We start from the raw sequence: 26,357 nt of genomic DNA on the forward strand, positions 1-26,357 counted from the left end.
GCTGCGGTTGGCGTGGCTGGCTTCAGCAGCCACAATAGGGTTTTCGCGCATTTGCGGAGCCCCACGATCATGGCTGAGCTGAAGGAAGCACGCGTCCCCGACATCGGCGACTACGACGGCGTCCCCGTCATCGAACTGCTGGTCGCGGTCGGCGACACGGTGCAGCAGGACCAGGGACTGGTCACGCTGGAATCCGACAAGGCGACCATGGAAGTCCCGGCGCCGTTCGCCGGCATCGTGCGCGAGCTCAAGGTCAAGATCGGCGACAACCTGGCCGAAGGCAGCGTGGTGGCCCTGATCGAACCGGCCGAAGCCGCCGCGCCCGCGCAGGCCGAAGCGCCTAAGGCCGAGGCGCCCGCCGCCGCGCCCGCCCCGGCAGCGCCCGCGCCTGCCGCGCCGGCGGCACCCGCCGCGCCCGCCGCGGCAGCGCCGGCCGCCGCCGCGGCCCCGGTCGCCCTGGCCGGCGCCACCGCCGGCAGCGATCCCGAAGCGATGCCGCCGCGCACCCCGCCGGTCGCCTTCACCGCCGACGAGCTGCTGCCCGACAAGGTGCCCTACGCCAGCCCGGCCGTGCGCCTGTTCGCGCGCGAGCTCGGCGTGGACCTGGCGCGCGTCGCCGGCAGCGCCCGCGGCGGCCGCATCTCCAAGGAAGACGTGCAGTCCTTCGTCAAGGGCGTGATGCAGGGCGGTGGCGGCACGCCGGCCGCGGCCGGCGCCGCGCCCGCGCTGGGCGCCGGCCTCAACCTGCTGCCCTGGCCCAAGGTCGACTTCAGCAAGTTCGGCGAAACCGAAACCAAGCCGCTGTCGCGCATCCAGAAGCTGTCCGGCGCCAACCTGGCGCGCAACTGGGCGATGATCCCGCACGTCACCCAGCACGACGACGCCGACATCACCGACCTGGAAGCGCTGCGCGTGGCGCTCAACAAGGAAAACGAAAAGGCCGGCATCAAGCTGACCATGCTCGCGTTCCTGATGAAGGCCAGCGTCGCCGCGCTGCAGAAATTCCCCACCTTCAACGCCTCGCTCGACGCCTCGGGCGAGAACCTCACGTTGAAGAAGTACTTCCACATCGGCTTCGCCGCCGACACCCCGAACGGCCTGGTCGTGCCGGTGGTGCGCGACTGCGACCAGAAGGGCGTGCTGCAGATCGCGCGCGAGACCGGCGAACTGGCCGCCAAAGCGCGCGAAGGCAAGCTCGGTCCGGCCGACATGAGCGGCGGCTGCTTCTCGATCAGCTCGCTGGGCGGTATCGGCGGCACCGCGTTCACCCCGATCGTCAACGCGCCGGAAGTCGCGATCCTGGGCGTGTCGAAGTCGGCGACCAAGCCGGTCTGGGACGGCAAGCAGTTCGCGCCGCGCCTGGTGCTGCCGCTGTCGCTGTCCTACGACCACCGCGTCATCGACGGCGCCGCCGCCGCGCGCTTCACCGCGTATCTGGCCCAGCTGCTGGCCGATATGCGGCGCGTGCTGCTGTAAGCCGGCGGCGTCGGGCGCGACCATGCCGAACCGGCTACGCCAGTGCGCGATCGGGCTGCTGCTCGCCGGCAGCCTGTGGTCGGCCATGGCCCAGGCCGCCGCGGCCACGCCGCCGCGCTCGCTGCAGGCCACGCTGGACGCGCATCTGGCCGCGATCAACGCGCGCGATCTCGACGCATTGCTGGCCACGGTTACCCGTGGCGAGCGTCTTACCCTGATCCTGCCCAACGGTCAGGTGCTCGACACGCGCGAGCAATTCCGCGCGTTGCACGTGGACTGGTTCGCCGAACGGGACTGGCGCATGCGGTTCGAAATCCGCTCGTTGCGCGAACTGGGCGACGTAGGCGTCGCCCTGGTGAAGTACGAATCGCAGGCGCTGCAAGCCGACGGCAGTTTTCAAACCCGCCGCAACGCCTGGCTCAGCCTGGTGTTCGCCAAGGAGGCCGACGGCTGGCGTCTGGTGTACGACCAGAACACCGTAATTCCCCCGGCTACGCCATGAACATAGGATCCCGACAGGCCCCATGAGCGATTTCCGCGCGTTTTCCGTTTCCGCCTCGACCCTCGCGGTCGCCGCGCTGCTGCTGGCCGCGCCCGTTGCGCATGCCGCCGACGAGTGCAAACCCGAACTCGGCCGCGGCTGGCCGCCGGCGACGGAGAACCACGGCAACGCCGTCGAGGGCCTGTTCGCGGCCGGCGCCAAGCCCAGCCTGAGCCTGACCACCCTGCCGCGCTACAGCCCCGAGAGCGGCCTGCTGCTGGTGCCGGGGGATGGCGATGGCGACTGGCGTCTGCGCTACGCCGAAGCCGACGACCGCGTCGCCGCCTGGAGCGGCGGCGCGCTGCGCATGCGCATCGACCAGGAACCCGAAGTCGCCGATGTGCCGATGCCGGCCGCGCTGGCCAAGCGCCTGGTCGCCGACTGGCGCCGCGCGCTGACCGCGACGGTGCCGGAGGATCGCCCCGCTGGATTCCACGATGCCGACACGCTGCTGTTCATGGTCGACGGCATGCGCGTGAGCGGATTGTTGCCGGAGTGCGGCGCGGGCGAACTGCTGATGCAGCAGAGCGAATTGCTGATCAAGGCGACCGACGACGGCGACGAGCGGCGTGCGCGCCGCTGGAACGAACTGACGGCGCAACTGGACGAACTGGAAAAATGGCTGGCCGGCAATGCTGCCGGCGGCGCGGGAGCAGGCAATGGCAACGATTGAAGTCAAGGTTCCGGACATCGGCGGTTACGACGACGTACCGGTCATCGAACTGCTGGTCGCGGTCGGCGACACCGTCAAGAAGGACCAGGGCCTGGTCACGCTGGAGTCGGACAAGGCGACGATGGAAGTGCCCTCGTCGGCCGACGGCGTGATCAAGTCGATCAGCGTCAAGCTCGGCGACAAGGTCGCTGAAGGCACGGTGATCGCGATTCTCGAAGCGGCCGGAGCGGAAGCGTCCGCGCCCACCGCTTCCGCGCCTGCCAAGTCCGCCGCCGCCGCGCCCGTGCCGGCCGCCAGTGCGCCCGCCGCGCCCGCGGCGGCTGCCACGCCCGCCGCCGCGCCTGCACCCAGCGCCGCGGCCGCCAGCGGTCGCAAGGCCGATGTCGAGTGCCGCATGCTGGTGCTGGGCTCCGGCCCGGGCGGCTACACCGCCGCGTTCCGCGCCGCCGACCTGGGCCTGGACACGGTGCTGGTCGAACGCTACGCCACCCTCGGCGGCGTCTGCCTCAACGTCGGCTGCATTCCGTCCAAGGCCTTGCTGCACGCCGCCGCGCTGATCGACGAGACCTCGCATTCGGCCGACATCGGCCTGGATTTCGGCAAGCCCAAGATCGACCTGGGCAAGCTGCGCGACTTCAAGCAGAACAAAGTGGTGGGCCAGTTCACCAAGGGCCTGGCCGGCATGGCCAAGCAGCGCAAGGTGCGCGTGGTCACCGGCACCGGTCGCTTCGTGTCGTCGAACGAGCTGGAAGTGCAGGGCGAGGGCGGCAGCCAGCTGATCCGCTTCGAGCAATGCATCATCGCCGCCGGTTCGCAGGCGGTGAAGCTGCCGGGCTTCCCCTGGGACGATCCGCGCGTGATGGACTCCACCGACGCGCTGGAGCTGGCCGAGGTGCCGAAAAAGCTGCTGGTCGTCGGCGGCGGCATCATCGGTCTGGAAATGGCGACGGTGTACCGCGCGCTGGGCAGCGAGGTCACGGTGGTCGAGTTCATGGACCAGCTGATGCCGGGCGCCGATCCGGACCTGGTCAAGCCGCTGGCCGATCGCCTGAAGAAGCAGGGCGTGGCCGTGCATTTGAAGGTCAAGGCCGCGGGCACCGAGGCGAGCAAGCAGGGCATCAAGGTCTCGTTCGAGCCCGCGGCCGCGGGCGGCAGCGCGCCGGAGGCGCAGCTGTTCGATCGGGTGTTGGTCGCGGTGGGCCGCGCGCCCAACGGCGGCAAGCTCGACGCCGACAAGGCCGGCGTGCAGGTCACCGAACGCGGCTTCATTCCGGTCGACCGGCAGATGCGCACCAATGTGCCGCACATCTTCGCCATCGGCGATCTGGTCGGTAATCCGATGCTCGCCCACAAGGCCACTCACGAAGGCAAGCTCGCGGCCGAAGTCGCCGCCGGCGAAAAGAAGGAGTGGGTGGCGCGGGTGATCCCGTCGGTGGCCTACACCGATCCGGAAATCGCCTGGGTCGGCGTCACCGAGACCGAAGCCAAGGCCCGCGGCCTGAAGGTCGGCGTCGGCAAATTCCCCTGGGCCGCCAGCGCGCGCGCGCTGGGCCTGGGCCGCAGCGAGGGTTTCACCAAGCTGATCTTCGACGAGGCCACGCACCGGGTGATCGGCGCGGGCATCGTCGGCGTGCACGCGGGCGATCTGATCTCGGAGCTGGCGTTGGCGATCGAGATGGGCTGCGAGGCGTCCGACATCGGCCACACCATCCATCCGCATCCCACGTTGAGCGAGTCGGTGGCGATGGCGGCGGAGGTGTACGAGGGGACGATCACGGATCTCTACATTCCCAAGAAGAAGTCGTAAGCCGACGCTCGGCGTACGAGACGAAGCCCCGGCATCGCCGGGGCTTTTTCTTTCTGCCAGCCGGTGTGCAGAGGCGTCGCCATCAATGGCGTCGCGCTTTTAGCTCCCTCCTTTGACAAAGGAGGGTTGGGGAGGATTTGCTTTGGCTGTTGCTCTGCTGCTTCTGACCGAAGGTCAAAGGCTTCCGCCTGCTGCGCATGCGGGTCACTTTCTCTTGCTAGCCCAAGAGAAAGTAACCAAAGAGAAGGGCTTGAGCCCAGAGCTCCCGTGTGGCTTCGGTTCTGGCGCGGGGATTTTTCGATAAGACATCCCTGTCTTATCGAAAAACGGCGCGCGTCCTGCGCGCCGCCCTCCGGGTCTACGGTTGGTCGTGTGGCTTCGGGTGTATGGACTTCAATGCCGGAGCAAACTCAACAGCAACAGCAACAGTTCCGGGCAAATGTGTTGCGATGGCGGCTGCCGCTTTCTGTGGGAGCGGCGTGAGCCGCGATTGCGTCAACACGCGTCTCAGCGCGAGCCTCATCGCCGTCATGTTTCGATGCGGGTCGATGGTGCGGTTATCAACGCAACCTGCGATCTTCATAAGAGCCATACGGCCGGCCCCCAAGCCGACACGAAGGTGCGGCTACCGCCACACCTCGTGTCGTAGGTCGGTCAGAACGCGAACGTCACGCCCGCCATCGGTCCCTTGAAGCGCTGGTCCAGGCCGAGCACGCCGTCGCTGCCGCGCTGGTCGACGTCGAGCTTGAACCAGTCGTAGCCGACGTACACGCCGACGTTGGGCGTGAAGCGGTACTCGACCAGCGCGTTGGCGCGGCTGATGTCGCCCTCGTAATCGTCGAAGTTGCCCCAGCTCGCGTCCAGGTACTGGCCCTGCGCCACGAAGCGCCAATGCTCGTTCGGCGCCACGGTCAGGCGCGCGCCCACCACCGGTGCGTAGCCGTCGTCGCTGGAACGGGATTCGTAGGTGTTGACGCCGGACTCGGCGTACAGCTTGCCCTCGAGCTTGGCGTACTCCACGCCCAGCTGCAGGCCCAGGCTGACGGTGTCGGTTTCGACCACCGCGTAGTCGTACATCACGCTGGCCAGTTCGAACTTGGCCTTGGCCTTGGCGAAGCTGCCGGCGGGGATGGTGATGTTGTCGTACGACAGATCCTGGCCCAGCGTGGCGCGGCGGTCCTTGTCGTAGCCGAAATAGTTGAACAGCAGGCGATGGCGGTCGCCGAAGCGGAACTGGCCTTCCACGCGCGGCACCACTTCGTCGCCGCCGAAGTCGAAGTCCTCGCTGAACTCGAACGGTTGGCCGGCGAACACGGTGCTGCCGCGCAGTTCGCTTTGCGCGTCCACTTGCATCGCGCCCAGGCGCAGGGTGAAGCGGTCGTCTTCGATGGCGTGCGCGGGGTTCGCGAACGCGACGCCGATCGCGGCTAGCGCGAGCGTCAGGGGCAGGGTCTTGGGATTCACTAGTCGCACTCCGGATCGGGGGAAGGGCATGGCACGCGGAAAGTGCCAGCCGTTCCATCAATGCCGAACGCGCGGTGCAACGACCGTGAAAGCACGCGTTTGAATCGCGCGATTCAACTCGTAGAGGGCTTGAAGAGTGACAGTGATCACAAAAGGCGAAGCCCCGGCTGATGAGGCCGGGGCTTCGGGGAGCCCACCGCTGCTTTTGCCATTGACGAGGAGAGAGTGGCGGAGGGCGTTCTTTAAGACTGACCCGGCTCGGGCGCAAAGGTTCCGCGCGATTTCGGCGCGCTGGGTCAACCCGCTCTCTCAACCCGCCAGGGCCTGGGTCGCGGCGGCCTCGGCGCGGCGGCGCTCGATGCGTTTCCACACCTTCTCGTGCAGGTGGAAGGCCACGGTGTTGCAGGCCGGCTCGACCAGGGCCAGGGCGCCGCCGACCCAGACGCTGCCCGTCATCAGGTAGCCGACCAGGAAGGCGACGGTGAAATGCACGCAGGCGAAACTGAGGGTCTTGCTCATGAGGGCAATCTCTAAATGAGAATTATTCTCAATTGTGCGCGTCTCGCGCCGGAAGTCAAATCGATAGTCGCGCTTGCTTCCATAGCTGCGATCTATCGAAATACGCTGCGCGCTGGCGTCCGCGCATGGACTTGACCTCCCAGGTAATTCAATGACCTACGCCTTATCGGCATAGTGCTGCGCATGGACCGAAGACGCCGCGATACCGTCCTGTACCGGGCTTGCCCGATTCTCCCGGGCGTGACGCCCGGCGGTTGCCCGGAACGCGGGCGCGTTCTATACTTTTGCGGCTCTACCGGGCGCTTTGCGCCTACCCCAGACCGACGAGACCCGCGTGCACGATCCATTGTCCACGGGCCGCCGGCTGGCGTCGCGCGCGATTGCCTGGCAAGCCGGCGCGACGGCGCTGACCGCGCTGGCCTTCCTCCCCCTCGGTGCGCGACACGCGCTAGCGGGTGCGGTCGGCGGAGGCGCGGTCTTCGCGGGTGCAGTAGTGGCGGCCTGGATGGCGCTAGGGGGCGGCGTGCAGCCAGCCGGAGCGGCCATAGGGCGCTTGCTGGCGGGAGTCATGCTGAAGTGGGTGGTGGTGTTCTTGGTGCTCGGCCTGGGTTTGGCCGTGCTCCGGTTGCCGCCGCTGCCAATGCTGGTCGGAGTGCTCGCGGCGACGCTGGCCTTCGTACTGGCCAATCTTTTGAAACGATAGGTGTCTTTTCGTGAGTGAACAGACCGGTTCGGGCGGCCTGAACGAATACATCAAGCACCACCTGACCCACAACACCACGGAGGTGTTCGGGGGCCAGTTCCATTTCGACTCGTGGATCGTCGCGCTGGCGCTGGGTCTGGTGTTCGTGCTGTGGTTCGGCCTCGCCGCGCGCAAGGCCACCGCGGGCGTTCCCAGCAAGGGCCAGGCCTTCGTCGAGATGATCGTCGAGTTCATCGACGGCCAGGTGAAGGACACCTTCCACGGCGATCGCCGTTCGGTGACCCCGCTGGCGCTGACCATCTTCATGTGGGTCGTGTTCATGAACACGATGGACCTGCTGCCGCTGGACCTGTTCGGCTGGCTGGTCCACACCACCGCCGGCGCCGAAGCCGCGCACCACACCTATTTCCGCGCCGTGCCCACCGCCGACCTCAATACGACGTTCGCGCTGTCGGCCTCGGTGTTCTTCATCCTGATCGGTCACGCGATCTCCGCCAAGGGCGGCCTGGGCTTCGGCAAGGAGCTGGTCACCGCGCCGTTCCACGCCCACGGCTTCATGCAGATCGTGCTGGTCCCGGTCAACCTGGCGATGAACATCATCGAATGGCTGGTCAAGCCGGTTTCGCTGGCGATGCGACTGTTCGGCAACATGTACGGCGGCGAGCTGGTGTTCATGCTCATCGCCGGCCTGCTCGGCAGCGTCTACACCTTCGTGCCGGGCGTGCTGGCCAATGCGGCCTGGGCGATCTTCCACATTCTGATCATCCTGCTGCAGGCCTTCATCTTCATGATCCTCACGGTCGTCTACATCGCAGGCGCCCGCGAGAGCCATTGATTCAAGTCGCGTCACCCAGCTGCACACCTCTCATTCGTTTTCCCTTCACCGTTTAGCACTACCTCTACCAGGAGAAGCACCATGGAGTTCATCGCCAACGTTCAGGGTCTGACCGCGATCGCGATCGGCATCATCATCGGTCTCGGCGCGCTGGGCGCTTGCCTCGGCATCGCGCTCATGGGCTCGAAGTTCCTCGAATCCGCCGCCCGTCAGCCGGAGCTGGTGCCGATGCTGCAGGGCCGTATGTTCCTGCTCGCCGGCCTGATCGACGCCGCGTTCATCATCGGTCTCGCCGTGGCGCTGTTCTTCGCGTTCGCCAACCCGCTGATCAGCGTCCTCCAGGCCTGATCCGGGCCGGTTCGCGCTTAGCGGCGCGAACCGGGCACACGGGCCGGCCATTCGGCCGGCTCCAGTACGACTACGTCGAGGACCCGTCATGAATCCCAACATGACTTTCTTCGGCCAGATGCTCTCCTTCGCGATCCTCGTCTGGTTCACGATGAAGTTCATTTGGCCGCCGCTGAACGCGGCCATCGAAGAACGCCAAAAGAAGATCGCCGAAGGCCTGGCCGCGGCGGAGCGTAGCCAGAAGGACCTCGTCCAGGCGCAAGAGCGCGCGGATGCGGAACTTCGCGAGGCGCGCACCAAGGCCAATGAGATCATCGATCAGGCGCATCAGCGCGCCAATCAGATCATCGACCAGGCCAAGACCGATGCCGTCGTCGAAGCCACGCGCCAAAAGGCGCTGGCCGATGCCGAAATCGTCGCCGCCGCCACGCGTGCCCGCGAAGACCTGCGCAAGCAGGTGTCGACGCTGGCCGTCAGCGGTGCCGAGAAGCTGCTCAAGCGCGAGATCGACGCCAACGCCCACAAGGCGCTGCTCGACGATCTGGCCGCGCAGCTCTAACGGCGCTACGCGAACGCACTGATCGGATAGCCATAAGCTGATGAGCCAGAACCTCACACTCGCCCGCCCGTACGCCCGCGCCGCGTTTGCGCTGTCGCGCGACGGTGGCCGCTCCGCCGCCTGGTCGCAGGGCCTGGCCCTGGCCGCGCGCATCGCCGCCGACCCGCAGGTGCACGAACTGCTCGCGCACCCGCGCCTGTCGTCGGCCGACGCCGTCGGCCTGATCGCGGTCGACGGCGCCGACGAAGCCTACCTGCGCTTCCTCGGCCTGCTCGCGGACAACCGCCGGCTGCCGTTGCTGCCGGAGATCGCGGGCCTGTTCGAGGAACTGCGCGCGGAAGCCGAACGCATCGTCAAGGCGCGCGTCACCGCCGCCAGCGAGATGCCGGCCGCCGAGCTCGAGTCGATCAAGGCCGCGCTGAAGAAGCGCTTCGGCCGCGAAGTCGAACTCGAGACCGCGGTCGACCCCTCGCTGATCGGCGGCGCAGTGATCGACGCGGGCGACGTAGTCATCGATGGCTCGCTCAAGGGCAAGCTCGCGCGCCTGCAGACCGCTCTCGCGGGCTGATCGGCGACCAGAACGAACTTAAATGCAAATCCGGCGGTATCGCCGGGCACAAGGGAACCACCCATGGCAAGCACGCAGCTCAACCCGTCCGAAATCAGCGAACTGATCAAGACCCGCATCGAGAAGGTCAAGCTGGCCGCCGAGGCGCGCAACGAAGGCACGGTCACCTCCGTGTCCGACGGCATCGTGCGCATCCACGGCCTGGCCGACGTGATGCAGGGCGAAATGATCGAGCTGCCGAACAACACCTACGCACTGGCGCTGAACCTGGAGCGCGACTCGGTCGGCGCCGTGGTCCTGGGCGACTACGAGCACCTGCGCGAAGGCGACGTGGCCAAGACCACCGCACGCATCCTGGAAGTGCCGGTCGGCAACGAGCTGCTGGGCCGCGTGGTCAACGCGCTGGGCGAGCCGATCGACGGCAAGGGCCCGATCGACGCCAAGCTGACCGCGCCGGTGGAGCGCGTCGCGCCGGGCGTGATCTGGCGTAAGTCGGTCGACCAGCCGGTGCAGACCGGCTACAAGACCGTCGACGCGATGATCCCGATCGGCCGCGGCCAGCGCGAGCTGATCATCGGCGACCGTCAGACCGGCAAGACCGCGATGGCGATCGACGCGATCATCAACCAGAAGGGCACCGGCATTAAGTGCGTGTACGTCGCGATCGGCCAGAAGGCCAGCTCGGTCGCCAACGTCGTGCGCAAGCTGGAAGAAAACGGCGCGCTCGCCCACACCATCGTGGTCGCCGCCACCGCGTCCGAGTCGGCCGCGATGCAGTACATCAGCGCCTACTCCGGCTGCACCATGGGCGAGTACTTCCTCGACCGCGGCGAAGACGCCCTGATCGTGTACGACGATCTGTCCAAGCAGGCCGTGGCCTACCGCCAGATCTCGCTGCTGCTGAAGCGCCCGCCGGGCCGCGAAGCCTACCCGGGCGACGTGTTCTACCTGCACTCCCGCCTGCTCGAGCGCGCCGCGCGCGTGTCCGAGGAGTACGTCGAGAAGTTCACCAACGGCGCGGTGAAGGGCAAGACCGGTTCGCTGACCGCGCTGCCGATCATCGAAACCCAGGCCGGCGACGTCTCGGCGTTCGTGCCGACCAACGTGATCTCGATCACCGACGGCCAGATCTTCCTGGAAACCGACCTGTTCAACGCCGGCATCCGTCCGGCCGTGAACGCCGGTATCTCGGTGTCCCGCGTCGGCGGCGCCGCGCAGACCAAGATCGTCAAGAAGCTGTCGGGCGGCATCCGTATCGCACTCGCCCAGTACCGCGAGCTGGCTGCGTTCGCGCAGTTCGCCTCGGACCTGGACGAAGCCACCCGCAAGCAGCTCGAGCGCGGTCAGCGCGTCACCGAGCTGATGAAGCAGAAGCAGTACGCGCCGATGTCGATCGCGCTGCAGTCGCTGTCGATCTACGCGGTGGACAAGGGCTACATGGACGAGGTGCCGGTCGCCAAGATCGGCGCGTTCGAAGAGGCCCTGCACGCCCACTTCAGCAACACCGCCGGCGAGCTGATCTCCAAGATCAACGCCACCGGTGCGTGGGACGACGAGATCGAAGGCGCCTTCAAGAAGGGCATCGAAGAGTTCAAGCAGACCGGGACCTGGTAAGCCGGCGACCGGGCGCTGAGGCCGGGGTCGCCGATGGCGATTCCGGTCCGGCGGTTCGGAACACCCTTTCCTGATTCCACGAAGCGAACAAAGCGAGCGAAGAGATGGCAGGCGGACGCGAAATCAAGACGAAGATCAAGAGCGTGCAGAACACCCGCAAGGTGACGCGCGCGCTCGAGATGGTCTCGGCCTCCAAGATCCGCAAGGCGCAGGAGCGCATGAAGACGTCGCGCCCGTATGCGCGCGTGATGAAGCAGGTGATCGGTCACCTGGCCCAGGCCAATTCCGATTACCAGCATCCGTACATGATCGAGCGCAAGGACACCAAGCGCGTCGGTTACGTCATCGTCTCCTCCGACCGCGGCTTGGCCGGCGGCCTCAACAACAACCTGTTCCGCAAGCTGCTGGGCGAGATCCGCAAGTGGCAGGAGCAGGGCGTCGAAGTGGACGTGGTCACCATCGGCCAGAAGGCCTCGGTGTTCTTCCGCCGCATCAAGGTCAACATGCTGGCGTCGGTCACCCATCTGGGCGACCAGCCGCACCTGGAGCAGTTGGTCGGCGTGATCAAGGTCATGCTGGACGCGTACAGCGCCGGCAAGATCGATCGCGTGTTCCTGAGCTACAACGACTTCGTCAACACCATGACGCAGCGCGCGGCGTTCGATCAGCTGCTGCCGCTGCCGGCGCCGGAAACGCAGGTTGCCCACCACGACTGGGACTACATCTACGAACCCGATGCGCAGACCGTGCTGGAGCACGTGCTGACGCGCTACATCGAGTCGCTGGTGTACCAGGCCGTGCTGGAGAACGTCGCTTCCGAGCATGCCGCGCGCATGGTCGCGATGAAGGCGGCCAGCGACAACGCCGGCAAGCTGATCGACACCCTGAAGCTGGTCTACAACAAGGCCCGTCAGGCGGCGATCACGCAGGAAATCTCCGAAATCGTCGGCGGCGCCGCGGCGGTCTAAACCATACGAGCGGACGCCTGTCGCGGCCGCCAAGCAGCATTAAGTTACTGAGGAAAGAACCATGAGCCAGGGCAAGATCGTTCAGATCATCGGTGCGGTCGTCGACGTCGAGTTCGCGCGCGCGGAAGTGCCGAAGGTGTACGACGCGTTGAAGGTCGCCAACACCGACATCACGCTGGAAGTGCAGCAGCAGCTCGGCGACGGCATCGTGCGCGCGATCGCACTGGGCTCCACCGACGGCCTCAAGCGCAACCTGATCGCCACCAACACCGGTAGCGCGATCTCGGTGCCGGTCGGCGCGGGCACCCTGGGCCGCATCATGGACGTGCTGGGCAACCCGATCGACGAAGCCGGCCCGGTGCAGGCGACCGCGCATTGGGAAATCCACCGTTCGGCTCCGTCGTACGAGGACCAGTCCTCGGCCAACGACCTGCTGGAAACCGGCATCAAGGTCATCGACCTGATGTGCCCGTTCGCCAAGGGCGGCAAGGTCGGCCTGTTCGGCGGCGCCGGCGTCGGCAAGACCGTCAACATGATGGAACTGATCAACAACATCGCCAAGGCGCACAGCGGTCTGTCCGTGTTCGCCGGCGTGGGCGAGCGTACCCGCGAGGGCAACGACTTCTACCACGAGATGAAGGACTCCAACGTCCTCGACAAGGTGGCGATGGTGTACGGCCAGATGAACGAGCCGCCGGGCAACCGTCTGCGCGTCGCCCTGACCGGCCTGACCATGGCCGAGTTCTTCCGCGACGAGAAGGACGCCTCGGGCAAGGGTAAGGACGTGCTGCTGTTCGTCGACAACATCTACCGCTACACCCTGGCCGGTACCGAAGTGTCGGCGCTGCTGGGCCGTATGCCGTCGGCGGTGGGTTACCAGCCGACCCTGGCCGAGGAAATGGGCGTTCTGCAGGAGCGCATCACCTCGACCAAGACCGGCTCGATCACCTCGATCCAGGCCGTGTACGTGCCCGCGGACGACCTGACCGACCCGTCGCCGGCGACCACCTTCGCCCACCTCGACGCCACCGTCGTGCTGAGCCGTAACATCGCCTCGCTGGGTATCTACCCGGCCGTGGACCCGCTGGACTCGACCTCGCGCCAGCTCGACCCGAACGTGATCGGCGCCGAACACTACGACACCGCGCGTCGCGTGCAGTCGACCCTGCAGAAGTACAAGGAACTGAAGGACATCATCGCGATCCTGGGCATGGACGAGCTGTCGGAAGAAGACAAGCAGGCCGTGTCGCGCGCGCGCAAGATCGAGCGCTTCTTCTCGCAGCCGTTCCACGTCGCCGAAGTCTTCACCGGCGCACCGGGCAAGTACGTTTCGCTGAAGGACACGATCCGCGGCTTCAAGGGCATCGTCGACGGCGAATACGACCACCTGCCGGAGCAGGCGTTCTACATGGTCGGCGCGATCGAGGAAGCGGTCGAGAAGGCCAAGAAGATGGGCGTGGGCTAAGCCACGGTTCCCTCTGGCTTTCGTGGCGCTTGCGGGTGCCTGGGAGTGAGAGGGGAAGGGCGCTTCGCGGCGGTTGATGCGGTATCGAAGCGCTTGTAGTCCGTTTGCCCTCACCCCTGCCCTCTCCCGCGATGCGGGAGAGGGGGACAATGAATAGAGGCGTTTTCCTAATGGCATCCACCTTCCGTTGCGACATCGTCAGTGCCGAGGAAGAGATCTTCCACGGCGAGGCGACGCTGCTGGTCGCCACCGGCGAAATCGGCGAGCTCGGTATCGCGCCGCGCCACGCCCCGCTGATCACGCGCCTCAAGCCCGGCAAGGTCGTCGTGACCCTGCCTAACGGCGAGCAGCTGGACTTCGCCGTGTCCGGCGGCATCCTGGAAGTGCAGCCGCAGGTCGTGACCGTGCTGGCCGACACCGCGATCCGCGCCCAGGACATCGACGAAGCCGCCGTGCGCGCGGCCAAGGAAGAGGCCGAGCGTGCGCTGGCCAACCGCGGCCCGCAGATGGACGTGGCCGAGGCCCAGGCCAAGCTGGCCGAGGCGATGGCGCAGCTGCAGGCGCTGGAGCGTCTGCGCAAGAACATGAAGCACTGATCGCGGGCTGCAACGCCGCGAGTCGAAAACGCCGGCCCAGTGCCGGCGTTTTTGTTTTGGGCTATCGGCGCAGCGCCGCCGCAACTCTAGGAGCGGCGTAAGCCGCGACCCCGAATTGCGCATGCGGCGCATCCGTCGTTATCGAACTGGCGCGGTCGCGGTTCACGTCGCTCCTACAGAAGGCTCGAACGCTCGCCGCGATGCCTTGGGGTAGGAGCGGCGTAAGCCGCGACCGTGAGTCGCACATGCGGCGCAATCGTCGTTGTCGAGTTGGCGCGGTCGTGGCTTGCACCGCTCCTACCCCAAAGCGGGCGGCGCCCGACTCAGCGCCGATAGATCCAATAGCGCGACAGCAGGAAGCCGATCGCGCCCAACATCAGTTCCACCGCGGGCTTGGCCAGCCAGGTCCAGCGCAGGCCGACCGCGTCGTCGATCGCACCCATGGCCCAGGTGCTGACCAGCGTGGTCGCCAGCCACATGCCCAGGAAACGCCCGAACTGGCGGCGACCGACGCGGGTATCGTCGCCGGCGAAGGTGATGCGGCCGTTGAGCCAGAAACCCAGCAGCGCGCCGCTGACGCGCCCGGCGATATTGGCCGGTTCCACCGCCATGCCGGCGTGGCTGAGTGCGACCATCACGCCCCAATCCAGCAGCCACTGGATCAGGCCGATGATCAGATAGTGGCGGCCTTGCCGGCCCAGGCTCATCCGGCACGCCCGCGCGCGGCACCACGCTGCAGCGCAAGCCGGCGGTGGGATGGGGAGGCGGGGGGATTCGGCACCGCCGCATCCTAGCAGGGGCCGGCGCGGCTAGAATCACCGTTCACTGAACGCGTAGCGCCCCGGAGTCCGCATGGCCGCACCCCTGCATGTCGTCATCCTCGCCGCCGGCGAGGGCAAGCGCATGAAGTCCGACACCGCCAAGGTGCTGCAGAAGATCGGCGGACGGCCGATGCTGGGGCACGTGATCGCGACCGCGCGCGCGCTGGACTCGGCCGGCATCCATGTGGTCTACGGGCACGACGGCGAGCAGGTGCGCGCCGCCTTCGCCGACCAGACCGATCTGCACTGGGCCGAACAGGCGCAGCGCCTGGGTACCGGCCACGCGGTGCAGCAGGCGATGCCGGACGTGCCGCAGGATGCGCGCGTGCTGGTGCTGTACGGCGATGTGCCGCTGACCACGCCGGCGACGCTGCAACGCCTGCTGGACGCGCCGGGCCGTCTCGCCGTGCTGGTGGCCGACCTGGTCGATCCCACCGGCTACGGGCGCATCGTGCGCGACGCCGAGGGCCGCGTCGGCCAGATCGTCGAGCACAAGGACGCCGACGATGCCCAGCGCGAGATCCGCACCGTCAACACCGGCATCCTGGTCGCCGACGGCGAACCGCTGCGGCGCTGGCTGCAGAACCTGGGCAACGACAACGTCCAGGGCGAGTACTACCTCACCGACGTGTTCGCCGCCGCCGCCGCGGAATTCAGTGCCGCCGAGATGGTGCACGTGACCGATCCGCTCGAGGTCGAAGGCGTCAACGATCCCTGGCAGCTGGCGCAGATGGAGCGCGCGTTCCAGCGCCGCGCCGCGCGCGCGCTGTGCGAACAGGGCGCGCGTCTGGCCGATCCCGCGCGCTACGACCAGCGCGGCGAGGTCGTGGTGGGCCGCGATGTCGAGATCGACGCCGACGTGATCCTGGAGGGCCGCGTCGAACTCGCCGACGGCGTGCGCATCGGACCGTTCTGCCGGCTCAAGGACGTCAAGCTGGGGCCGGGCACCGAAGTGCGCGCGCATTGCGATCTCGACGGCGTGGTGGTCGAAGGCGCGGCTCACATCGGGCCGTACGCGCGCCTGCGCCCGGGCACCGTGCTCGCCGACGGTGTGCACATCGGCAACTTCGTCGAGACCAAGAACGCGCGTCTGGGCGTGAGCAGCAAGGCCAATCACCTGGCCTACCTGGGCGACGCGGCCATCGGCAGCGGCGTCAACGTCGGCGCCGGCACCATCACCTGCAACTACGACGGCGTCAACAAGTCCACCACCACCATCGAGGACGGCGCCTTCATCGGCTCCAATTCCTCGCTGGTGGCGCCGGTGACCATCGGCGCGGGCGCGACCATCGGTGCCGGTTCGGTGATCGGCAAGAACGCACCGGAAGGCAAGCTCACCGTGGCGCGCGCGCGGCAGGTGACGGTGGACGGCTGGCAGCGTCCGGTGAAGAAGCCCAAGGCTTGAGTGCGGGCGGCGAGTCGCGGCCGTCCTTCGAAACTACCGGCGCCCTGAAGATCCGTTCCCCCCTTTGAAAAAGGGGGGCTAGGGGGGATTTGCTGTTGCTGTTGATCTAAGCCAGAGCCAAAGCAAATCCCCCCCTAACCCTCCTTTTTCAAAGGGGGGAACTGAAAGCAACGAAGGGTAGCGAGAGGCGGGAGGAGCGCTGCCGACAGCGGCCTATCTCAATCTGGAATCACCATCGACACGCACAAGCCGCCGCCTTCGCGGTTGAGCAGGGCGATGCGGCCGCCGTGGGCCTCGGCGATCTCGCGCGCCAGCGCCAGGCCCAGACCGGTGCCGTTGCGCTTGGTCGAGTAGAACGGCAGCAGCGCGTTGGCCAGCACCGCTTCGTTCATGCCGGTGCCGCGGTCGAGCACGTCGATGCGCCAGGCGTCGGGCGTGCGTCGCAGCACCAGGCGCACGTCCTCGGGCTTGGAACCGGATTCGTGCGCGTTCTTGAGCAGATTAAGCAGACTTTGTTCCATCTGCGCGGCATCGAAGTGGGCGATGCCGTCGTGCCCGCGTGCGCGGCCGTCGTAGACGAAGTCGACCTGGCTGCGCAGCTGCGCCAGGAAGCGCGACCACTCCACCGCCTCCAGGCGCGGCGCCGGCAGCTTGGCGAAACGCGCGTAGTCGCGGATGAAACCTTCCAGATGCCGCGCGCGCTCCTCGATCGTGGTCAGCGCGGTAGGCAGCTTGTCGTACTGGCCGCGCCGCACCAGCTCGGCACCGGAATGGGCGAGCGAGGCGATCGGCGCCAGCGAATTGTTGAGTTCGTGGCTGATGACCCGGATCACTTTCTTCCAGGTCTGCACTTCCTGCCGGCGCAGCTCGGCGGTGAGCTGGCGCAGCAGCACCAGTTCGTGGTGGCGGCCGTTGAGGCGGAACATGCGCCGCGCGAGGTGGTAGATGTCCTCGTTGTCCTCGTCGCCGACGGTGAACATGCCGTCGCCGCCGCGTTCGAAGGCCTCGCGCACAGGTTCGGGCGCGCGCAGGAGCAAGTCTTCGAAAGATTGGCCTTCGAGCCGGCGCCCTTCGCCCAGCATCTTGCGCGCGGCCAGATTGGCGTGAACGATGCGCCGGCTAGGATCGACCAGCATCATCGCCACCGGCGTGTTCTGCACCATGGTGTCCAGCAGCAGCTCGCGCTGCACCAGCGTCAGCCGCTGGTCGCGCAAGGCTTCGCCCAGGCGGTTATGGCTGTCGACCAGCTCGCCCAGTTCGCCGCCGCCGGCCCAGGACAGGCCGAAGCTGTAGTCGCCGTCGCGGTAGCTGGCGACGCTGCCGGCCAGCGCGCGGAACAGCGAGTTCATCGGCGCGAACGCGCGCCGCACGTGATACACAAGCAGCGGCAGCAGCAAGGCGACCGACAGCGCCGGCGCCATCCAGTCTCGCGGCAGCAGGGTGTCCAGCCAGCTCGTCAGCACGCTGGCCACGATCAGATAGGCCAGCGCGAGCGCGCTGAACTTCAGGCTCAGGGGCAGACGGCGCAACCAGCGCATCGCGATCTCCTCAGTCCCGTTTTATGCCGAGCCGGTCGAGCCGGCGGTACAGCGCCTGGCGCGACAGGCCCAGTTCGCTCGCGGCCTGCGCGAGCACGCCGCCGGCGCGTTCCAACGCGGCTTCGATGGTCGCGCGGTCGGGTTCGTCGCCGGCGTGCACGGCGACGCTGCTCGCGCCGACCGCGGGCAGGCCCAGATCGGCGACGCCGATGCTGTCGCCGCGCGCCAGCAGCACCGCGCGCTGCAAGGTGTTGCGCAGCTCGCGCACGTTGCCGGGCCACGCGTGCGCGACCAGCGCATGCTCGGCGTCCTCGCTCAGACGCTTGCCGCCGTCGGGCGCCAGTTCGCGCAGGAACTTGCGCGCCAGCGGCAGCACGTCGTCCGGCCGTTCGCCCAGCGGCGGCAAATGGATCTCGATGGTGTTGAGGCGGTAGTAAAGGTCTTCGCGGAAGCGGCCGTCGCGGATCATCGCCGGCAGGTCGGCGTTGGTGGCGCTGATCACGCGCACCTTGACCTGACGCTCGCGATTGGAGCCCAGGCGCTCGAAACGGCCGGTCTCCAGCACGCGCAGCAGCTTCATCTGCCCGGCCAGCGGCAGGTTGCCGATCTCGTCCAGGAACAGCGTGCCGCCGTCGGCGGCCTCGAACTTGCCTTCGCGCGCCTTGCTCGCACCGGTGTAGGCGCCGGCATCGGCGCCGAACAGCTCGGCCTCGATCAGCTCCGATGGCAGCGCGCCGCAGTTGAGGGTCACGAACGGTCCGGACTTGACCGAGGAATTGGCCTGCACGATCTCGGCGATCTTTTCCTTGCCGGCGCCGTTGGGGCCGGTGATCAGCACCGGCACGTCCGCGCGCGCGACGTGCCCGGCCAGTTCGACCACGCGCGCCAGCGCCTCGGACGCGAACACCAGCCCGCGCAGGTCGTAGCGCGATTCCAGTTCGCGTTGCGCGCGCCGGCGTTGGTCGTGCAGGCGCGTCACCTCGCGCGTGCTGGCCGACAGCTCCAGCAGGTTCTCCACGCTGGCCAGCAGTTTCTGATCGTCCCAAGGCTTGGCCAGGTAATCGGCCGCGCCGGCCTTGGCCAGATCGACCGCGATGTCCAGATGCGTCCAGGCGGTGAGCAGGATGATGGGCAGGTCGGGATGGCGCGCGCGGATATCGCGGAACAGGGCCACGCCTTCCTCACCGGACGTGGTGTCGGCGCTGAAGTTCATGTCCTGGATCACCAGGCCGATCTGCTCGCGCTGCAGCGCCTGCAAGCCTTCTTCCGGCGACTGCGCGGTCAGCACGCGGATCTCGCGCAGGCCGAACAGCAGGTCCAGTGCGGTGCCGACCGCGGGGTTGTCGTCGATCACCAGGACGGTGCGCATAAGGCTCCGGAGCGTTGAGGGTGCGGCGGCGTGCGCGACGCCGCTGCGGGTCCGGCGCAAGTATAGCCAGCGCCGCCGCGCGACAGCGGCGCGCGTACGCCGTTGTCGCAGGGCGGCGCTGCGGTCACTGCGAGACCGCTGCCGCGGCGTCGGCGCGTTCCAGCGCGATCCAGGCATCGACGCGCTGCTCCAGCGCATCCAGCGGCAGGGCGCCGCCGCCCAGGACCTGGTCGTGGAAGGCGCGGATGTCGAAGCGTTCGCCCAGCGCGGTCTGCGCGCGCTCGCGCAGCTCGACGATCTTCAGCTCGCCGATCTTGTAAGCCAGCGCCTGGCCCGGGTTGGCGATGTAGCGGTCGACCTCGGCCTGGATGTTGGGCTCGTCCGAATCGGAATGCTCGCGGTACCAGCTGACCATCTGTTCGCGCGTCCAACGCTTGTGGTGCACGCCGGTGTCCAGCACCAGGCGGTTGGCGCGTACCAGCTCCTGCGCCAGGCGGCCGAAGTCGCTGTACGGATCCTGGTAGAAGCCCAGTTCCTTACCCAGACGTTCGGAGTACAAACCCCAGCCTTCGATATAGGCGGTTTCGCCGATCAGGCGGCGGAACGGCGGCAGCTCGGGCAGGGCGCGGGTGATCGAGTTCTGCAGATGATGGCCGGGGATGCCCTCGTGGTAGGCAATGGCCTCGATCGGCATCAGCAGGCGCTCGGTGGGCGCACTGGTGTTGATCATGATCATGCCGGGGCGTGAGCCGTCCGGCGTGCCGGGCATGTAGCCGGCGGCGGACGCGGATTTTTCGCGGTAGGGCTCGATCGCACGTACCTCCACGCCGGTCTTGGGCAACAGACCGAACAGCTCCGGCAGGCGCGGTTCCATCTGGGTCACGTACTTGCGGTACAGCTCCAGAATCTGCTCGCGCGACTGCGCGTGCTGTTTGGGATCGGTGCGCACCGCCGCGCGCATCGCCTTCAGGTCGGCGTAGCCGAGCTTGCGCGCGATCTCGGTCTGGGTTTTCTCGATGCGCGCCACCTCGGACAGGCCGAGCTGGTGGATCTGTTCGGCGCTCATCGAGGTCGAGGCCTGCTGGCGGATCTGGTAGGCGTAGAGCGCCTCGCCATTGGGCAGCGACCACAGCCCCGGGGTTTCGCGGCCTTTGGGCGCGTAGTCCTGGGACACGAAGCGCGACAGCTCGCGGTAGGCCGGACGCACCTGTTCGTCGACCGCGGCGATCACCGCCTTGCGGATGCGCTCGCGCTCGGCGGCCGGGACGCTGTCGGGGAACTTCAGCAGCGGTGCGGCGAACACGTTGTCGGCGCCGGCCGGCTCGGCGATGCCGTCGCACTGGGTTACCACCTTCTCCAGCAGATAGCGCGGCGGCATCAGGCCGTCCTTCGCGCCCTGGCGCGCGCGCTGCGTAACCTGCTCCAGCAGCTTGGGCATGGCGCGCAGGCGCACCACGTATTCGTCGTACTGCTTGACGTCGTTGAACGGGAAGGCGCTGGCGACGATGGGCAGCAGCAGGTGGATGCCGTTCATCTGGTCCAGCGGCATCTCGTGCAGCTTCAGGCGGTAGAACTCGCGATCGCTTTCCAGGCGCCGGATCATCAGCTGCAGGTTGAGGCGGTCGGCGTCGGCCAGGCCGTCCGCATCGATCGCGCGGAAGCGCTTCAGCAGCGCTTCGATGTCGCGCGTCTGCTTGTCGACCGCGGCCAGCGAAAAATCGCTCCAACCGGCGTTGTAGCGGTAGTCGCCGAAGAAGCTGGCCTGCTCCGGCGCCTCGCGCAGGAAGGTCTGCCATTGCTCGTCGAGCAGCGCGTTGAGCGTGCGCGTGCGCGCGGCGACGTCGTTGCTGGCGGCATGGGCCGCGACCGCGGGCGTGGCCGGTGCGGCATGGACGCCGCCGAGGGCCAGCGTCAGCGCGATCGCCAGGGCGTGCAGGCAGGTGGTGCGTGGGGACATGTGGGGAGCTCCGTGCCGAGTGTGGGGACGACCCGGTCCGGGCCCGTCCAGCGCGGAGGCTGGACGGGCTTGCGGACCGACTCGGAGAGACTAGCGGGCGCGCCGTGCGCGTTCCCGGAACTGCGCCACGCGTTGTTCGACGCGCGGCGTTTTGACGGTTCTGAGCGAACCGGTCGGATCGGCTCAGATGGAACGCGTCGCCACCGCCGGCGGCACCGCCGCGGCGCGGCGCGCCGGACCGAACACGGCGGCCTGGCCCAGCAGCCACAGCGCCAGCGCTCCCAGCGGCAGGTAGATCGCCGGCAAACGCGGCAGTTCGTAATGGCTCATCAGCACCATGTTGATGCCGTAAGCCAGCGCCATGCCGATCGCGATGCCGAGCGTGGCCAGCAGGAAGTTCTCGGTCTGGAAGTAGCGCAGCACCTGGCCGCGGGTCGCGCCCAGCGCACGGCGCACGCCGATCTGCTTGGTCCGCTGCTGCACCCAGAAGCTGGCCAGGCCGACGATGCCCAGCGCGGTCACCACCAGCAGCGCCACGCACACCGCGACCAGCAGCCAGGCCATGGAACGGTCCTGCTGATAGAACTCGTCGCGCATCTGCTCCAGGGTCTTGGTCTCGTCCTGCAGGATGATGCGGGTCGGGCCGTTCTTCTCCAGTGCCGCGATCGCCGCCTTCATGGTTTCGTCGCGGCGGCTGGGATCGACGCGCAGCAGGTAGTTGCCGCCGACCTCGTAGGTCACCCGGATCGGGAACAGCATCGAGTACTCGTACTCGGCGGCGCCGCCGCGATTGTTCGGCCGCGCCAGGTGGTCGACCACGCCGACGATGCGGATCGGCTTGTCGCCCCAGCTGTAGAAGCTCTTGCCCACCGCGTTCTCGCCCGGGAACAGCTTGTCGGCGACGGCCTTGGTGACGATGGCCGCCGGCACGCCGGTGTCGTCGGGCAGCTTGTCCAGATCCTCGTAGTTGAGGAACTCGTCGCTGTTGAAGCCGCGGCCGGCGATCAGGTTCAAGCCCAGCGTGCTGACCAGCTGCTCATCGCCGAAGTACGTAGTGGCGCTGAGGTTGGGGAAGGGCTGGTCCTGCTTGAGGTTCACGCCGCTGTTCCACGACGAATCGCCGAAGGTGACCTGGTTGGTGACCGTGGCGGCCTTGACGCCGGGCAGCCCGCGCAACGCGGCCAGGTCGGACTGGGTGACGGCGCGCGCGTCTTTGTTGTTGTTGATGCCGGTCAGCTGCACCCGCACGATTTCTTTCTCGGCCAGGCCGCTGGTACGGTCCATCAGTTCCAGGCGGTTGCTGATCAGGAACACCGCATTGCAGATGATGGCGCAGCTCAGCGCGATCTCGAACACGATCAGCGCGGCGGCGGTCTTGTGGCGACGCAGGGTCGTCAGGATGGGGCGGATGTCCATGGTGGGCCTCACTGGCTCTTGAGCTGGATGGCCGGGGTCACCTGGCAGGCATGCCAGGCCGGCAACAGGCCGGCCAGCACGCTGGCGACGACCGCGATCACGAAGGTGGCGATGAGCATGGTCGGGTCCAGGTGCGCGAGCTCGGCATAGCTGGCCGGTTGCTGGCGCACCGCCCACAGCCCCAGCATCGCCAGGCCCAGGCCGATCGCGCCGCCGACCAGGCCGACGGTGCCGGCTTCGACCAGGCATTGGGCGAAGATCGCGCGGCGGGAGGCGCCGAGCGCGCGGCGTACGCCGATCTCGCTGGCGCGGCGCAGGAACTTGGCCAGCAGCAGGCCGACCGTGTTGAGCAGGCACACCAGCAGGAAGCCGAACGCCAGCCAGGTCTGCAGGCGCACGTCGGAGGGCACGACCTTGTTGTGGTCCAGCCAATCCATGACGTTGTACAGGCGCACGTTGGTCGGGCGCTCGAAGCGGCCGGCGCTGCGCTGTTCGTCGGAGTAGTTGCCCAGGTAGGCCAGATAGTCCTTGGCCTGGTCGGCCGACTTCAGCTCCACCCAGTACTGCAGCCACGCGCAAGGCGCGTTGAGGGCGTGCGAGCCCTCCTCGTCGTCGGTGCGGTTCTCGCCCCAGCAGTTCATGTCGCCGTTGTTGCCCATGCGCAGGGCCAGCGAGGTCGAGAACGGGATGAACACCTGCTCGCCCTGGCCGAAGCGCTCGTTGCTGAGGTCGTAGAAGCGCGGTGCCGGACGCCAGCTGTCGATCACGCCGACCACGCGGAACTCCGACTCGTTGATCCGGATCGGCTTGCCGACGGCGGAACCGGTCCCGTACAGCTTCTCGCTGAGGTCCTTGCTGATCACCGCCACGCGCGCGCGGCTTTCGTCGTCGCTGGCCTTCCAGCCGCCGCCTTGCAGGAACGGCACGTCGAACATCGCGAACAGGTCGGCGGAGGTGAAGCGGCCCTGGGTGATGAACGGGGTCAGGCCCTGGCGGTCGGGTTCGATGTTGGCCGAGCCGGCGGTCATCACCGCCTGGCGCAGGCCGCGCTTGGCGCGCAGCAGGGCTTCGGAATCGAAGCGCGTCATCTGGAACGAGGGTTCCTCGCCCGGGGTGTAGCCGTCCTTGGTGCGCGGATCCATCTGCACGTAGAACAGGCGGTCGCTCTTGGCCGGGATCGGGTCGCCGGAAAGCACGTAGAACACGGTCAGCGTGGTCATGCTGGCGCCGATGCCCAGCGCGATGGCGAGCACCATCAGCGCGGTCAGCATCTTGTTGCGGCGGAAGCTGCGCAACGCCAGATCGAAGTAGTAGCCGAACATGGAGTTAGCGATCATCGCGGCGTCCTCAGGCGGTCGTGGCGGCGGCGTCGTCGCTGGCCAGCGAGCGCACCAGGCTGGGCACGGCCGCGAAGTCGGTGGCCATGCCGTCGACGATGTGCACGTTGCGCTGCGCGCGTGCGGCCAGTTCGGGATCGTGGGTGACCATGACGATGGTGGTGCCCTGGCCGTTGATCTCCTCCAGCAGTTCCATCACGCCGCGCGCCATCTGCGAGTCGAGGTTGCCGGTGGGTTCGTCGGCCAGCAGCAGGCGCGGGCTGCCGGCCAGCGCGCGCGCGATCGCCGCGCGCTGCTGCTGACCGCCCGAGAGTTCGGCGGGGTAGTGCTTCATGCGCGAACCCAGGCCGACACGGCTCAGCGCGTCCTCGATGCGTTGGCGGCGCTCGGCGCCCGGCATGCCGCGGTAGCGCAGCGGTACGTCGACGTTGTCGAACAGGTTGAGGTCGGGGATCAGGTTGAAGCCCTGGAAGATAAAGCCGATCTTGCGGTTGCGCAGGCGCGAGCGGGCATCGTCCGACATGTTGGACACGTCCTCGCCGTCGAGCCGGAACTCGCCGCCGGTGAAGGTCTCCAGCAGGCCGGCGATGTTGAGGAAGGTGGTCTTGCCCGAGCCCGACGGGCCGGTGACCGCGACGAACTCGCCTTCGCGCACATGCAGGTCCAGCGAGCGCAGCGCGTGGGTTTCGACGAGTTCGGTGCGGTAAACCTTGGTGACCTGGCGCATGTCGAGCATGACGGTGTGTCCTGAGTGAAGAAGTGGAATGGAATCAGCGGACGCGGAACGCGGTCTGCGTGGCGTTGCGCGAGTAGCCGTTGCGGCGCCAGGCGTGGGCGGGCGCTTCGACGTTGGCGCTGGGCTGGGCCTGGGCGCGCGCGGCGTCGAAGTCGAACAGCTCGCTCAGGCGCAGCGGCATCGCGCCGGCCAGGTCGTCGCTGGTCCAATGCAGATCGAACGGGTAGGCGTGGTTCTGGGTCGACGGGAACTGGTTGGAAGCTTTCATGATCATTCTCCAGAGAGACGGACGGTTTCTGCGTTATCGAACTGGTCGCTGCCGGACACCACCACGCGTTCGCCGGGCTGCACGCCCGATACGATTTCGACCGCGCTGAGGCTGCTGGCGCCGGCCTGGATCGGACGGCGCACCGCACGGCTGCCGTCGACCACGTAGGCGAACTGGCCACCGGCCTGTTCGAGGAAGGGGCCGCGCTCGACCATCAGCACGTTGCGGCGGGTGTCGAGCACGATGCGGGCGGACAGGCGCTGGTTCTGGCGCAGGCTCGGCGGCTGCTTGCCGGTGAAGCGCAGGCGGCTGGTGACTTCGCCGTTCACCACTTCCGGCGACACCGCCGAGACCTGCGCGGCGTAGGGCTCGCCGGCGCCGCTGGTGATCTGCGCCGGCATGCCGATGCCCAGGTCGCGGGCGAAGCTTTCCGGCACCTTGATCTCGACTTCGAACACGGCCAGATCGACCACGCTCAGCACCGCCGCATTGGCCGCGACGTTGGCGCGCTGCGCGATCTGCACCTGGCCGACCTGGCCGTCGAACGGCGCGCGCAGGGTCAGCGCATCGACCTGGCGCTGGGTCTCGACCACGATCGCGCGCTGACGATCGGCGAGCAGGCGCTTGTTGCGCGTGTCCAGGCCGGCGCCCTGGCCCTGCAGGCCGGCGTCCTGACGCGCGTGCGCCAGGCCGATGTCGGCCTTCTTTAGTTCGTCCTGCGCGCGTGCCACATCGACCTGTGCCACCGCGCCGCCTTCGAAGCCGCGCTGCTGGCGTTCCAGGTCGCGGATGGCGGCGACGCGTTCTATCTCGGCCTGGTCCAGCGCCTTGCGCGCATTGGAACGCGCCAGCTGCGCATCCAGATCGGAGCGGCTGGCCTCGGCTTCCAGGCTGGCCAGCGTGGCCTGCTCCTGCGCCAGCTTGCTGCGCAGTTCCGGGCTGTCGATCTCGGCCAGTGCCTGGCCCTGCTTGACCACGTCGCCGGCGACGACCTTCAGCGTGACCGTGCCCGCGGCGATCGCGTACAGGGTCGGGCTGTTGGCGGCGATCACGCGGCCGTCGGCGGCGATGTCGCGCACCAGATCGCCGCGCTTCACTTCGGAGATGCGAACGCGCGAGGCGTCGACCGAACGGCCGCCGGCGCTCCAGCCCGACAGCAACCAGGCGGCGAGGGCGAGGGTGCCCACGCCGGCCGCGCCGGCCAACAGCCAGGGACGGCGGCGCTGCGTCGCGCGGGGGGAGGTGGCGGCGACGGGGCGGTCCTGGGCGGCGGTATCGCGGATGCTCATGCGGCGTTCGGCTCGGCGGGTGGGCGTAGGGTCTTTGTTGTTAAGCAATGCACGAGTCGTGCCAACCGCAAGTGGTTGATTTGAT

Annotated in this window: 25 protein-coding genes; 14 read left to right on the plus strand and 11 right to left on the minus strand. The window is 67.7% G+C overall.

The window, feature by feature from the left end; all coding sequences use genetic code 11:
- Positions 1-69: 69 nt before the first annotated feature.
- Genes LVB77_RS04295 through lpdA form a run of 4 tightly spaced genes read left to right on the plus strand, consistent with a single transcriptional unit; the run spans position 70 to position 4,497 of the window.
- Positions 70-1,476: a dihydrolipoyllysine-residue acetyltransferase gene (locus LVB77_RS04295; protein WP_232908980.1), complete on the plus strand. Its 1,407-nt coding sequence runs from the start codon at positions 70-72 to the stop codon at positions 1,474-1,476.
- 22 nt (positions 1,477-1,498) lie between these two features.
- Positions 1,499-1,978, plus strand: a complete 480-nt coding sequence (locus LVB77_RS04300; RefSeq protein WP_232908981.1) for an SgcJ/EcaC family oxidoreductase — start codon at positions 1,499-1,501, stop codon at positions 1,976-1,978.
- A gap of 22 nt (positions 1,979-2,000) precedes the next feature.
- Positions 2,001-2,690, plus strand: coding sequence for a hypothetical protein (locus LVB77_RS04305; RefSeq protein ID WP_232908982.1), 690 nt, complete (start codon positions 2,001-2,003; stop codon positions 2,688-2,690).
- Positions 2,677-4,497 (plus strand): dihydrolipoyl dehydrogenase, encoded by a 1,821-nt coding sequence (gene lpdA, locus LVB77_RS04310; RefSeq protein ID WP_232908983.1) that lies wholly within the window; start codon positions 2,677-2,679, stop codon positions 4,495-4,497. Before LVB77_RS04305 ends, lpdA begins: the two co-directional genes overlap by 14 nt.
- A gap of 654 nt (positions 4,498-5,151) precedes the next feature.
- Here the strand turns inward: lpdA and LVB77_RS04315 are convergent.
- Both LVB77_RS04315 and LVB77_RS04320 read right to left on the minus strand, forming a co-directional pair.
- Positions 5,152-5,991, minus strand: a complete 840-nt coding sequence (locus LVB77_RS04315) for a YfaZ family outer membrane protein (RefSeq protein WP_232908984.1) — start codon at positions 5,989-5,991, stop codon at positions 5,152-5,154.
- Positions 5,992-6,270: 279 nt separating this feature from the next.
- On the minus strand, positions 6,271-6,480 hold the full coding sequence (locus tag LVB77_RS04320; RefSeq protein ID WP_232908985.1) for a DUF2061 domain-containing protein: 210 nt from the start codon (positions 6,478-6,480) through the stop codon (positions 6,271-6,273).
- 334 nt (positions 6,481-6,814) lie between these two features.
- Here LVB77_RS04320 and LVB77_RS04325 point away from each other — a divergent pair, with 334 nt between their 5' ends.
- The 9 genes from LVB77_RS04325 (at position 6,815) to LVB77_RS04365 (ending at position 14,136) form a co-directional block, all read left to right on the plus strand.
- Complete coding sequence (locus LVB77_RS04325) at positions 6,815-7,183, plus strand: hypothetical protein (protein ID WP_343226220.1); 369 nt, start codon at positions 6,815-6,817, stop codon at positions 7,181-7,183.
- 10 nt (positions 7,184-7,193) lie between these two features.
- Positions 7,194-8,018 (plus strand): F0F1 ATP synthase subunit A, encoded by an 825-nt coding sequence (gene atpB, locus LVB77_RS04330; protein WP_232908986.1) that lies wholly within the window; start codon positions 7,194-7,196, stop codon positions 8,016-8,018.
- Between the two features lie 81 nt (positions 8,019-8,099).
- Positions 8,100-8,366 carry a F0F1 ATP synthase subunit C gene (gene atpE / locus LVB77_RS04335; RefSeq protein ID WP_091638337.1) on the plus strand — a complete coding sequence of 89 codons (267 nt, stop codon included), beginning with the start codon at positions 8,100-8,102 and terminating at the stop codon, positions 8,364-8,366.
- An 88-nt stretch (positions 8,367-8,454) separates the two neighbouring features.
- Complete coding sequence (locus tag LVB77_RS04340; protein ID WP_232908987.1) at positions 8,455-8,925, plus strand: F0F1 ATP synthase subunit B; 471 nt, start codon at positions 8,455-8,457, stop codon at positions 8,923-8,925.
- 40 nt (positions 8,926-8,965) lie between these two features.
- Positions 8,966-9,493 carry a F0F1 ATP synthase subunit delta gene (locus tag LVB77_RS04345; RefSeq protein WP_232908988.1) on the plus strand — a complete coding sequence of 176 codons (528 nt, stop codon included), beginning with the start codon at positions 8,966-8,968 and terminating at the stop codon, positions 9,491-9,493.
- 63 nt (positions 9,494-9,556) lie between these two features.
- Entirely contained in the window at positions 9,557-11,107 is a 1,551-nt protein-coding gene (gene atpA, locus LVB77_RS04350; RefSeq protein WP_232908989.1) for a F0F1 ATP synthase subunit alpha, read from the plus strand.
- Positions 11,108-11,211: 104 nt separating this feature from the next.
- On the plus strand, positions 11,212-12,075 hold the full coding sequence (gene atpG, locus LVB77_RS04355; protein WP_232908990.1) for a F0F1 ATP synthase subunit gamma: 864 nt from the start codon (positions 11,212-11,214) through the stop codon (positions 12,073-12,075).
- A 61-nt stretch (positions 12,076-12,136) separates the two neighbouring features.
- A complete protein-coding gene (gene atpD / locus LVB77_RS04360; RefSeq protein WP_232908991.1) occupies positions 12,137-13,540 on the plus strand; it encodes a F0F1 ATP synthase subunit beta in 1,404 nt (467 codons plus the stop codon).
- Positions 13,541-13,710: 170 nt separating this feature from the next.
- Complete coding sequence (locus LVB77_RS04365; RefSeq protein ID WP_232908992.1) at positions 13,711-14,136, plus strand: F0F1 ATP synthase subunit epsilon; 426 nt, start codon at positions 13,711-13,713, stop codon at positions 14,134-14,136.
- Between the two features lie 323 nt (positions 14,137-14,459).
- Here LVB77_RS04365 and LVB77_RS04370 read toward each other — a convergent pair whose 3' ends face one another.
- Complete coding sequence (locus tag LVB77_RS04370) at positions 14,460-14,843, minus strand: GtrA family protein (RefSeq protein ID WP_232908993.1); 384 nt, start codon at positions 14,841-14,843, stop codon at positions 14,460-14,462.
- A gap of 145 nt (positions 14,844-14,988) precedes the next feature.
- On the opposite strand from LVB77_RS04370, the gene glmU reads away from it, so the two are divergent.
- The gene (gene glmU, locus LVB77_RS04375) at positions 14,989-16,362 is read left to right on the plus strand and encodes a bifunctional UDP-N-acetylglucosamine diphosphorylase/glucosamine-1-phosphate N-acetyltransferase GlmU (protein WP_232908994.1); all 1,374 of its coding nucleotides are present in this window, start codon (positions 14,989-14,991) and stop codon (positions 16,360-16,362) included.
- A gap of 218 nt (positions 16,363-16,580) precedes the next feature.
- On the opposite strand, the gene LVB77_RS04380 is transcribed toward glmU, so the two are convergent.
- From LVB77_RS04380 to LVB77_RS04415, 8 genes are all read right to left on the minus strand, one after another.
- On the minus strand, positions 16,581-17,900 hold the full coding sequence (locus LVB77_RS04380; RefSeq protein WP_343226221.1) for an ATP-binding protein: 1,320 nt from the start codon (positions 17,898-17,900) through the stop codon (positions 16,581-16,583).
- 10 nt (positions 17,901-17,910) lie between these two features.
- On the minus strand, positions 17,911-19,269 hold the full coding sequence (locus LVB77_RS04385; protein ID WP_232908995.1) for a sigma-54 dependent transcriptional regulator: 1,359 nt from the start codon (positions 19,267-19,269) through the stop codon (positions 17,911-17,913).
- Between the two features lie 124 nt (positions 19,270-19,393).
- Positions 19,394-21,226, minus strand: a complete 1,833-nt coding sequence (locus LVB77_RS04390) for a DUF885 family protein (protein WP_232908996.1) — start codon at positions 21,224-21,226, stop codon at positions 19,394-19,396.
- Between the two features lie 183 nt (positions 21,227-21,409).
- On the minus strand, positions 21,410-22,642 hold the full coding sequence (locus LVB77_RS04395) for an FtsX-like permease family protein (RefSeq protein ID WP_232908997.1): 1,233 nt from the start codon (positions 22,640-22,642) through the stop codon (positions 21,410-21,412).
- A gap of 8 nt (positions 22,643-22,650) precedes the next feature.
- Positions 22,651-23,964: an ABC transporter permease gene (locus tag LVB77_RS04400; RefSeq protein ID WP_232910149.1), complete on the minus strand. Its 1,314-nt coding sequence runs from the start codon at positions 23,962-23,964 to the stop codon at positions 22,651-22,653.
- Between the two features lie 25 nt (positions 23,965-23,989).
- The gene (locus LVB77_RS04405) at positions 23,990-24,715 is read right to left on the minus strand and encodes an ABC transporter ATP-binding protein (RefSeq protein ID WP_232908998.1); all 726 of its coding nucleotides are present in this window, start codon (positions 24,713-24,715) and stop codon (positions 23,990-23,992) included.
- Between the two features lie 34 nt (positions 24,716-24,749).
- Positions 24,750-24,983 carry a hypothetical protein gene (locus LVB77_RS04410; RefSeq protein WP_232908999.1) on the minus strand — a complete coding sequence of 78 codons (234 nt, stop codon included), beginning with the start codon at positions 24,981-24,983 and terminating at the stop codon, positions 24,750-24,752.
- 2 nt (positions 24,984-24,985) lie between these two features.
- A complete protein-coding gene (locus LVB77_RS04415; RefSeq protein WP_232909000.1) occupies positions 24,986-26,272 on the minus strand; it encodes an HlyD family efflux transporter periplasmic adaptor subunit in 1,287 nt (428 codons plus the stop codon).
- Between the last annotated feature and the right edge of the window lie 85 nt (positions 26,273-26,357).

This window comes from Lysobacter sp. 5GHs7-4 (assembly GCF_021284765.1).
Lineage (GTDB): Bacteria > Pseudomonadota > Gammaproteobacteria > Xanthomonadales > Xanthomonadaceae > Lysobacter.

Excerpts from the sequence above, each read along its gene's own strand:
- LVB77_RS04295 (WP_232908980.1), top strand. The coding sequence starts at position 70 with ATGGCTGAGCTGAAGGAAGCACGCGTCCCCGACATCGGCGACTACGAC.
- LVB77_RS04300 (WP_232908981.1), top strand. The coding sequence starts at position 1,499 with ATGCCGAACCGGCTACGCCAGTGCGCGATCGGGCTGCTGCTCGCCGGC.
- LVB77_RS04305 (WP_232908982.1), top strand. The coding sequence starts at position 2,001 with ATGAGCGATTTCCGCGCGTTTTCCGTTTCCGCCTCGACCCTCGCGGTC.
- lpdA (WP_232908983.1), top strand. The coding sequence starts at position 2,677 with ATGGCAACGATTGAAGTCAAGGTTCCGGACATCGGCGGTTACGACGAC.
- LVB77_RS04315 (WP_232908984.1), bottom strand. The coding sequence starts at position 5,991 with ATGCCCTTCCCCCGATCCGGAGTGCGACTAGTGAATCCCAAGACCCTG.
- LVB77_RS04320 (WP_232908985.1), bottom strand. The coding sequence starts at position 6,480 with ATGAGCAAGACCCTCAGTTTCGCCTGCGTGCATTTCACCGTCGCCTTC.
- atpE (WP_091638337.1), top strand. The coding sequence starts at position 8,100 with ATGGAGTTCATCGCCAACGTTCAGGGTCTGACCGCGATCGCGATCGGC.
- LVB77_RS04340 (WP_232908987.1), top strand. The coding sequence starts at position 8,455 with ATGAATCCCAACATGACTTTCTTCGGCCAGATGCTCTCCTTCGCGATC.
- LVB77_RS04345 (WP_232908988.1), top strand. The coding sequence starts at position 8,966 with ATGAGCCAGAACCTCACACTCGCCCGCCCGTACGCCCGCGCCGCGTTT.
- atpA (WP_232908989.1), top strand. The coding sequence starts at position 9,557 with ATGGCAAGCACGCAGCTCAACCCGTCCGAAATCAGCGAACTGATCAAG.
- atpG (WP_232908990.1), top strand. The coding sequence starts at position 11,212 with ATGGCAGGCGGACGCGAAATCAAGACGAAGATCAAGAGCGTGCAGAAC.
- atpD (WP_232908991.1), top strand. The coding sequence starts at position 12,137 with ATGAGCCAGGGCAAGATCGTTCAGATCATCGGTGCGGTCGTCGACGTC.
- LVB77_RS04365 (WP_232908992.1), top strand. The coding sequence starts at position 13,711 with ATGGCATCCACCTTCCGTTGCGACATCGTCAGTGCCGAGGAAGAGATC.
- LVB77_RS04370 (WP_232908993.1), bottom strand. The coding sequence starts at position 14,843 with ATGAGCCTGGGCCGGCAAGGCCGCCACTATCTGATCATCGGCCTGATC.
- glmU (WP_232908994.1), top strand. The coding sequence starts at position 14,989 with ATGGCCGCACCCCTGCATGTCGTCATCCTCGCCGCCGGCGAGGGCAAG.
- LVB77_RS04380 (WP_343226221.1), bottom strand. The coding sequence starts at position 17,900 with ATGCGCTGGTTGCGCCGTCTGCCCCTGAGCCTGAAGTTCAGCGCGCTC.
- LVB77_RS04385 (WP_232908995.1), bottom strand. The coding sequence starts at position 19,269 with ATGCGCACCGTCCTGGTGATCGACGACAACCCCGCGGTCGGCACCGCA.
- LVB77_RS04390 (WP_232908996.1), bottom strand. The coding sequence starts at position 21,226 with ATGTCCCCACGCACCACCTGCCTGCACGCCCTGGCGATCGCGCTGACG.
- LVB77_RS04395 (WP_232908997.1), bottom strand. The coding sequence starts at position 22,642 with ATGGACATCCGCCCCATCCTGACGACCCTGCGTCGCCACAAGACCGCC.
- LVB77_RS04400 (WP_232910149.1), bottom strand. The coding sequence starts at position 23,964 with ATGTTCGGCTACTACTTCGATCTGGCGTTGCGCAGCTTCCGCCGCAAC.
- LVB77_RS04405 (WP_232908998.1), bottom strand. The coding sequence starts at position 24,715 with ATGCTCGACATGCGCCAGGTCACCAAGGTTTACCGCACCGAACTCGTC.
- LVB77_RS04410 (WP_232908999.1), bottom strand. The coding sequence starts at position 24,983 with ATGAAAGCTTCCAACCAGTTCCCGTCGACCCAGAACCACGCCTACCCG.
- LVB77_RS04415 (WP_232909000.1), bottom strand. The coding sequence starts at position 26,272 with ATGAGCATCCGCGATACCGCCGCCCAGGACCGCCCCGTCGCCGCCACC.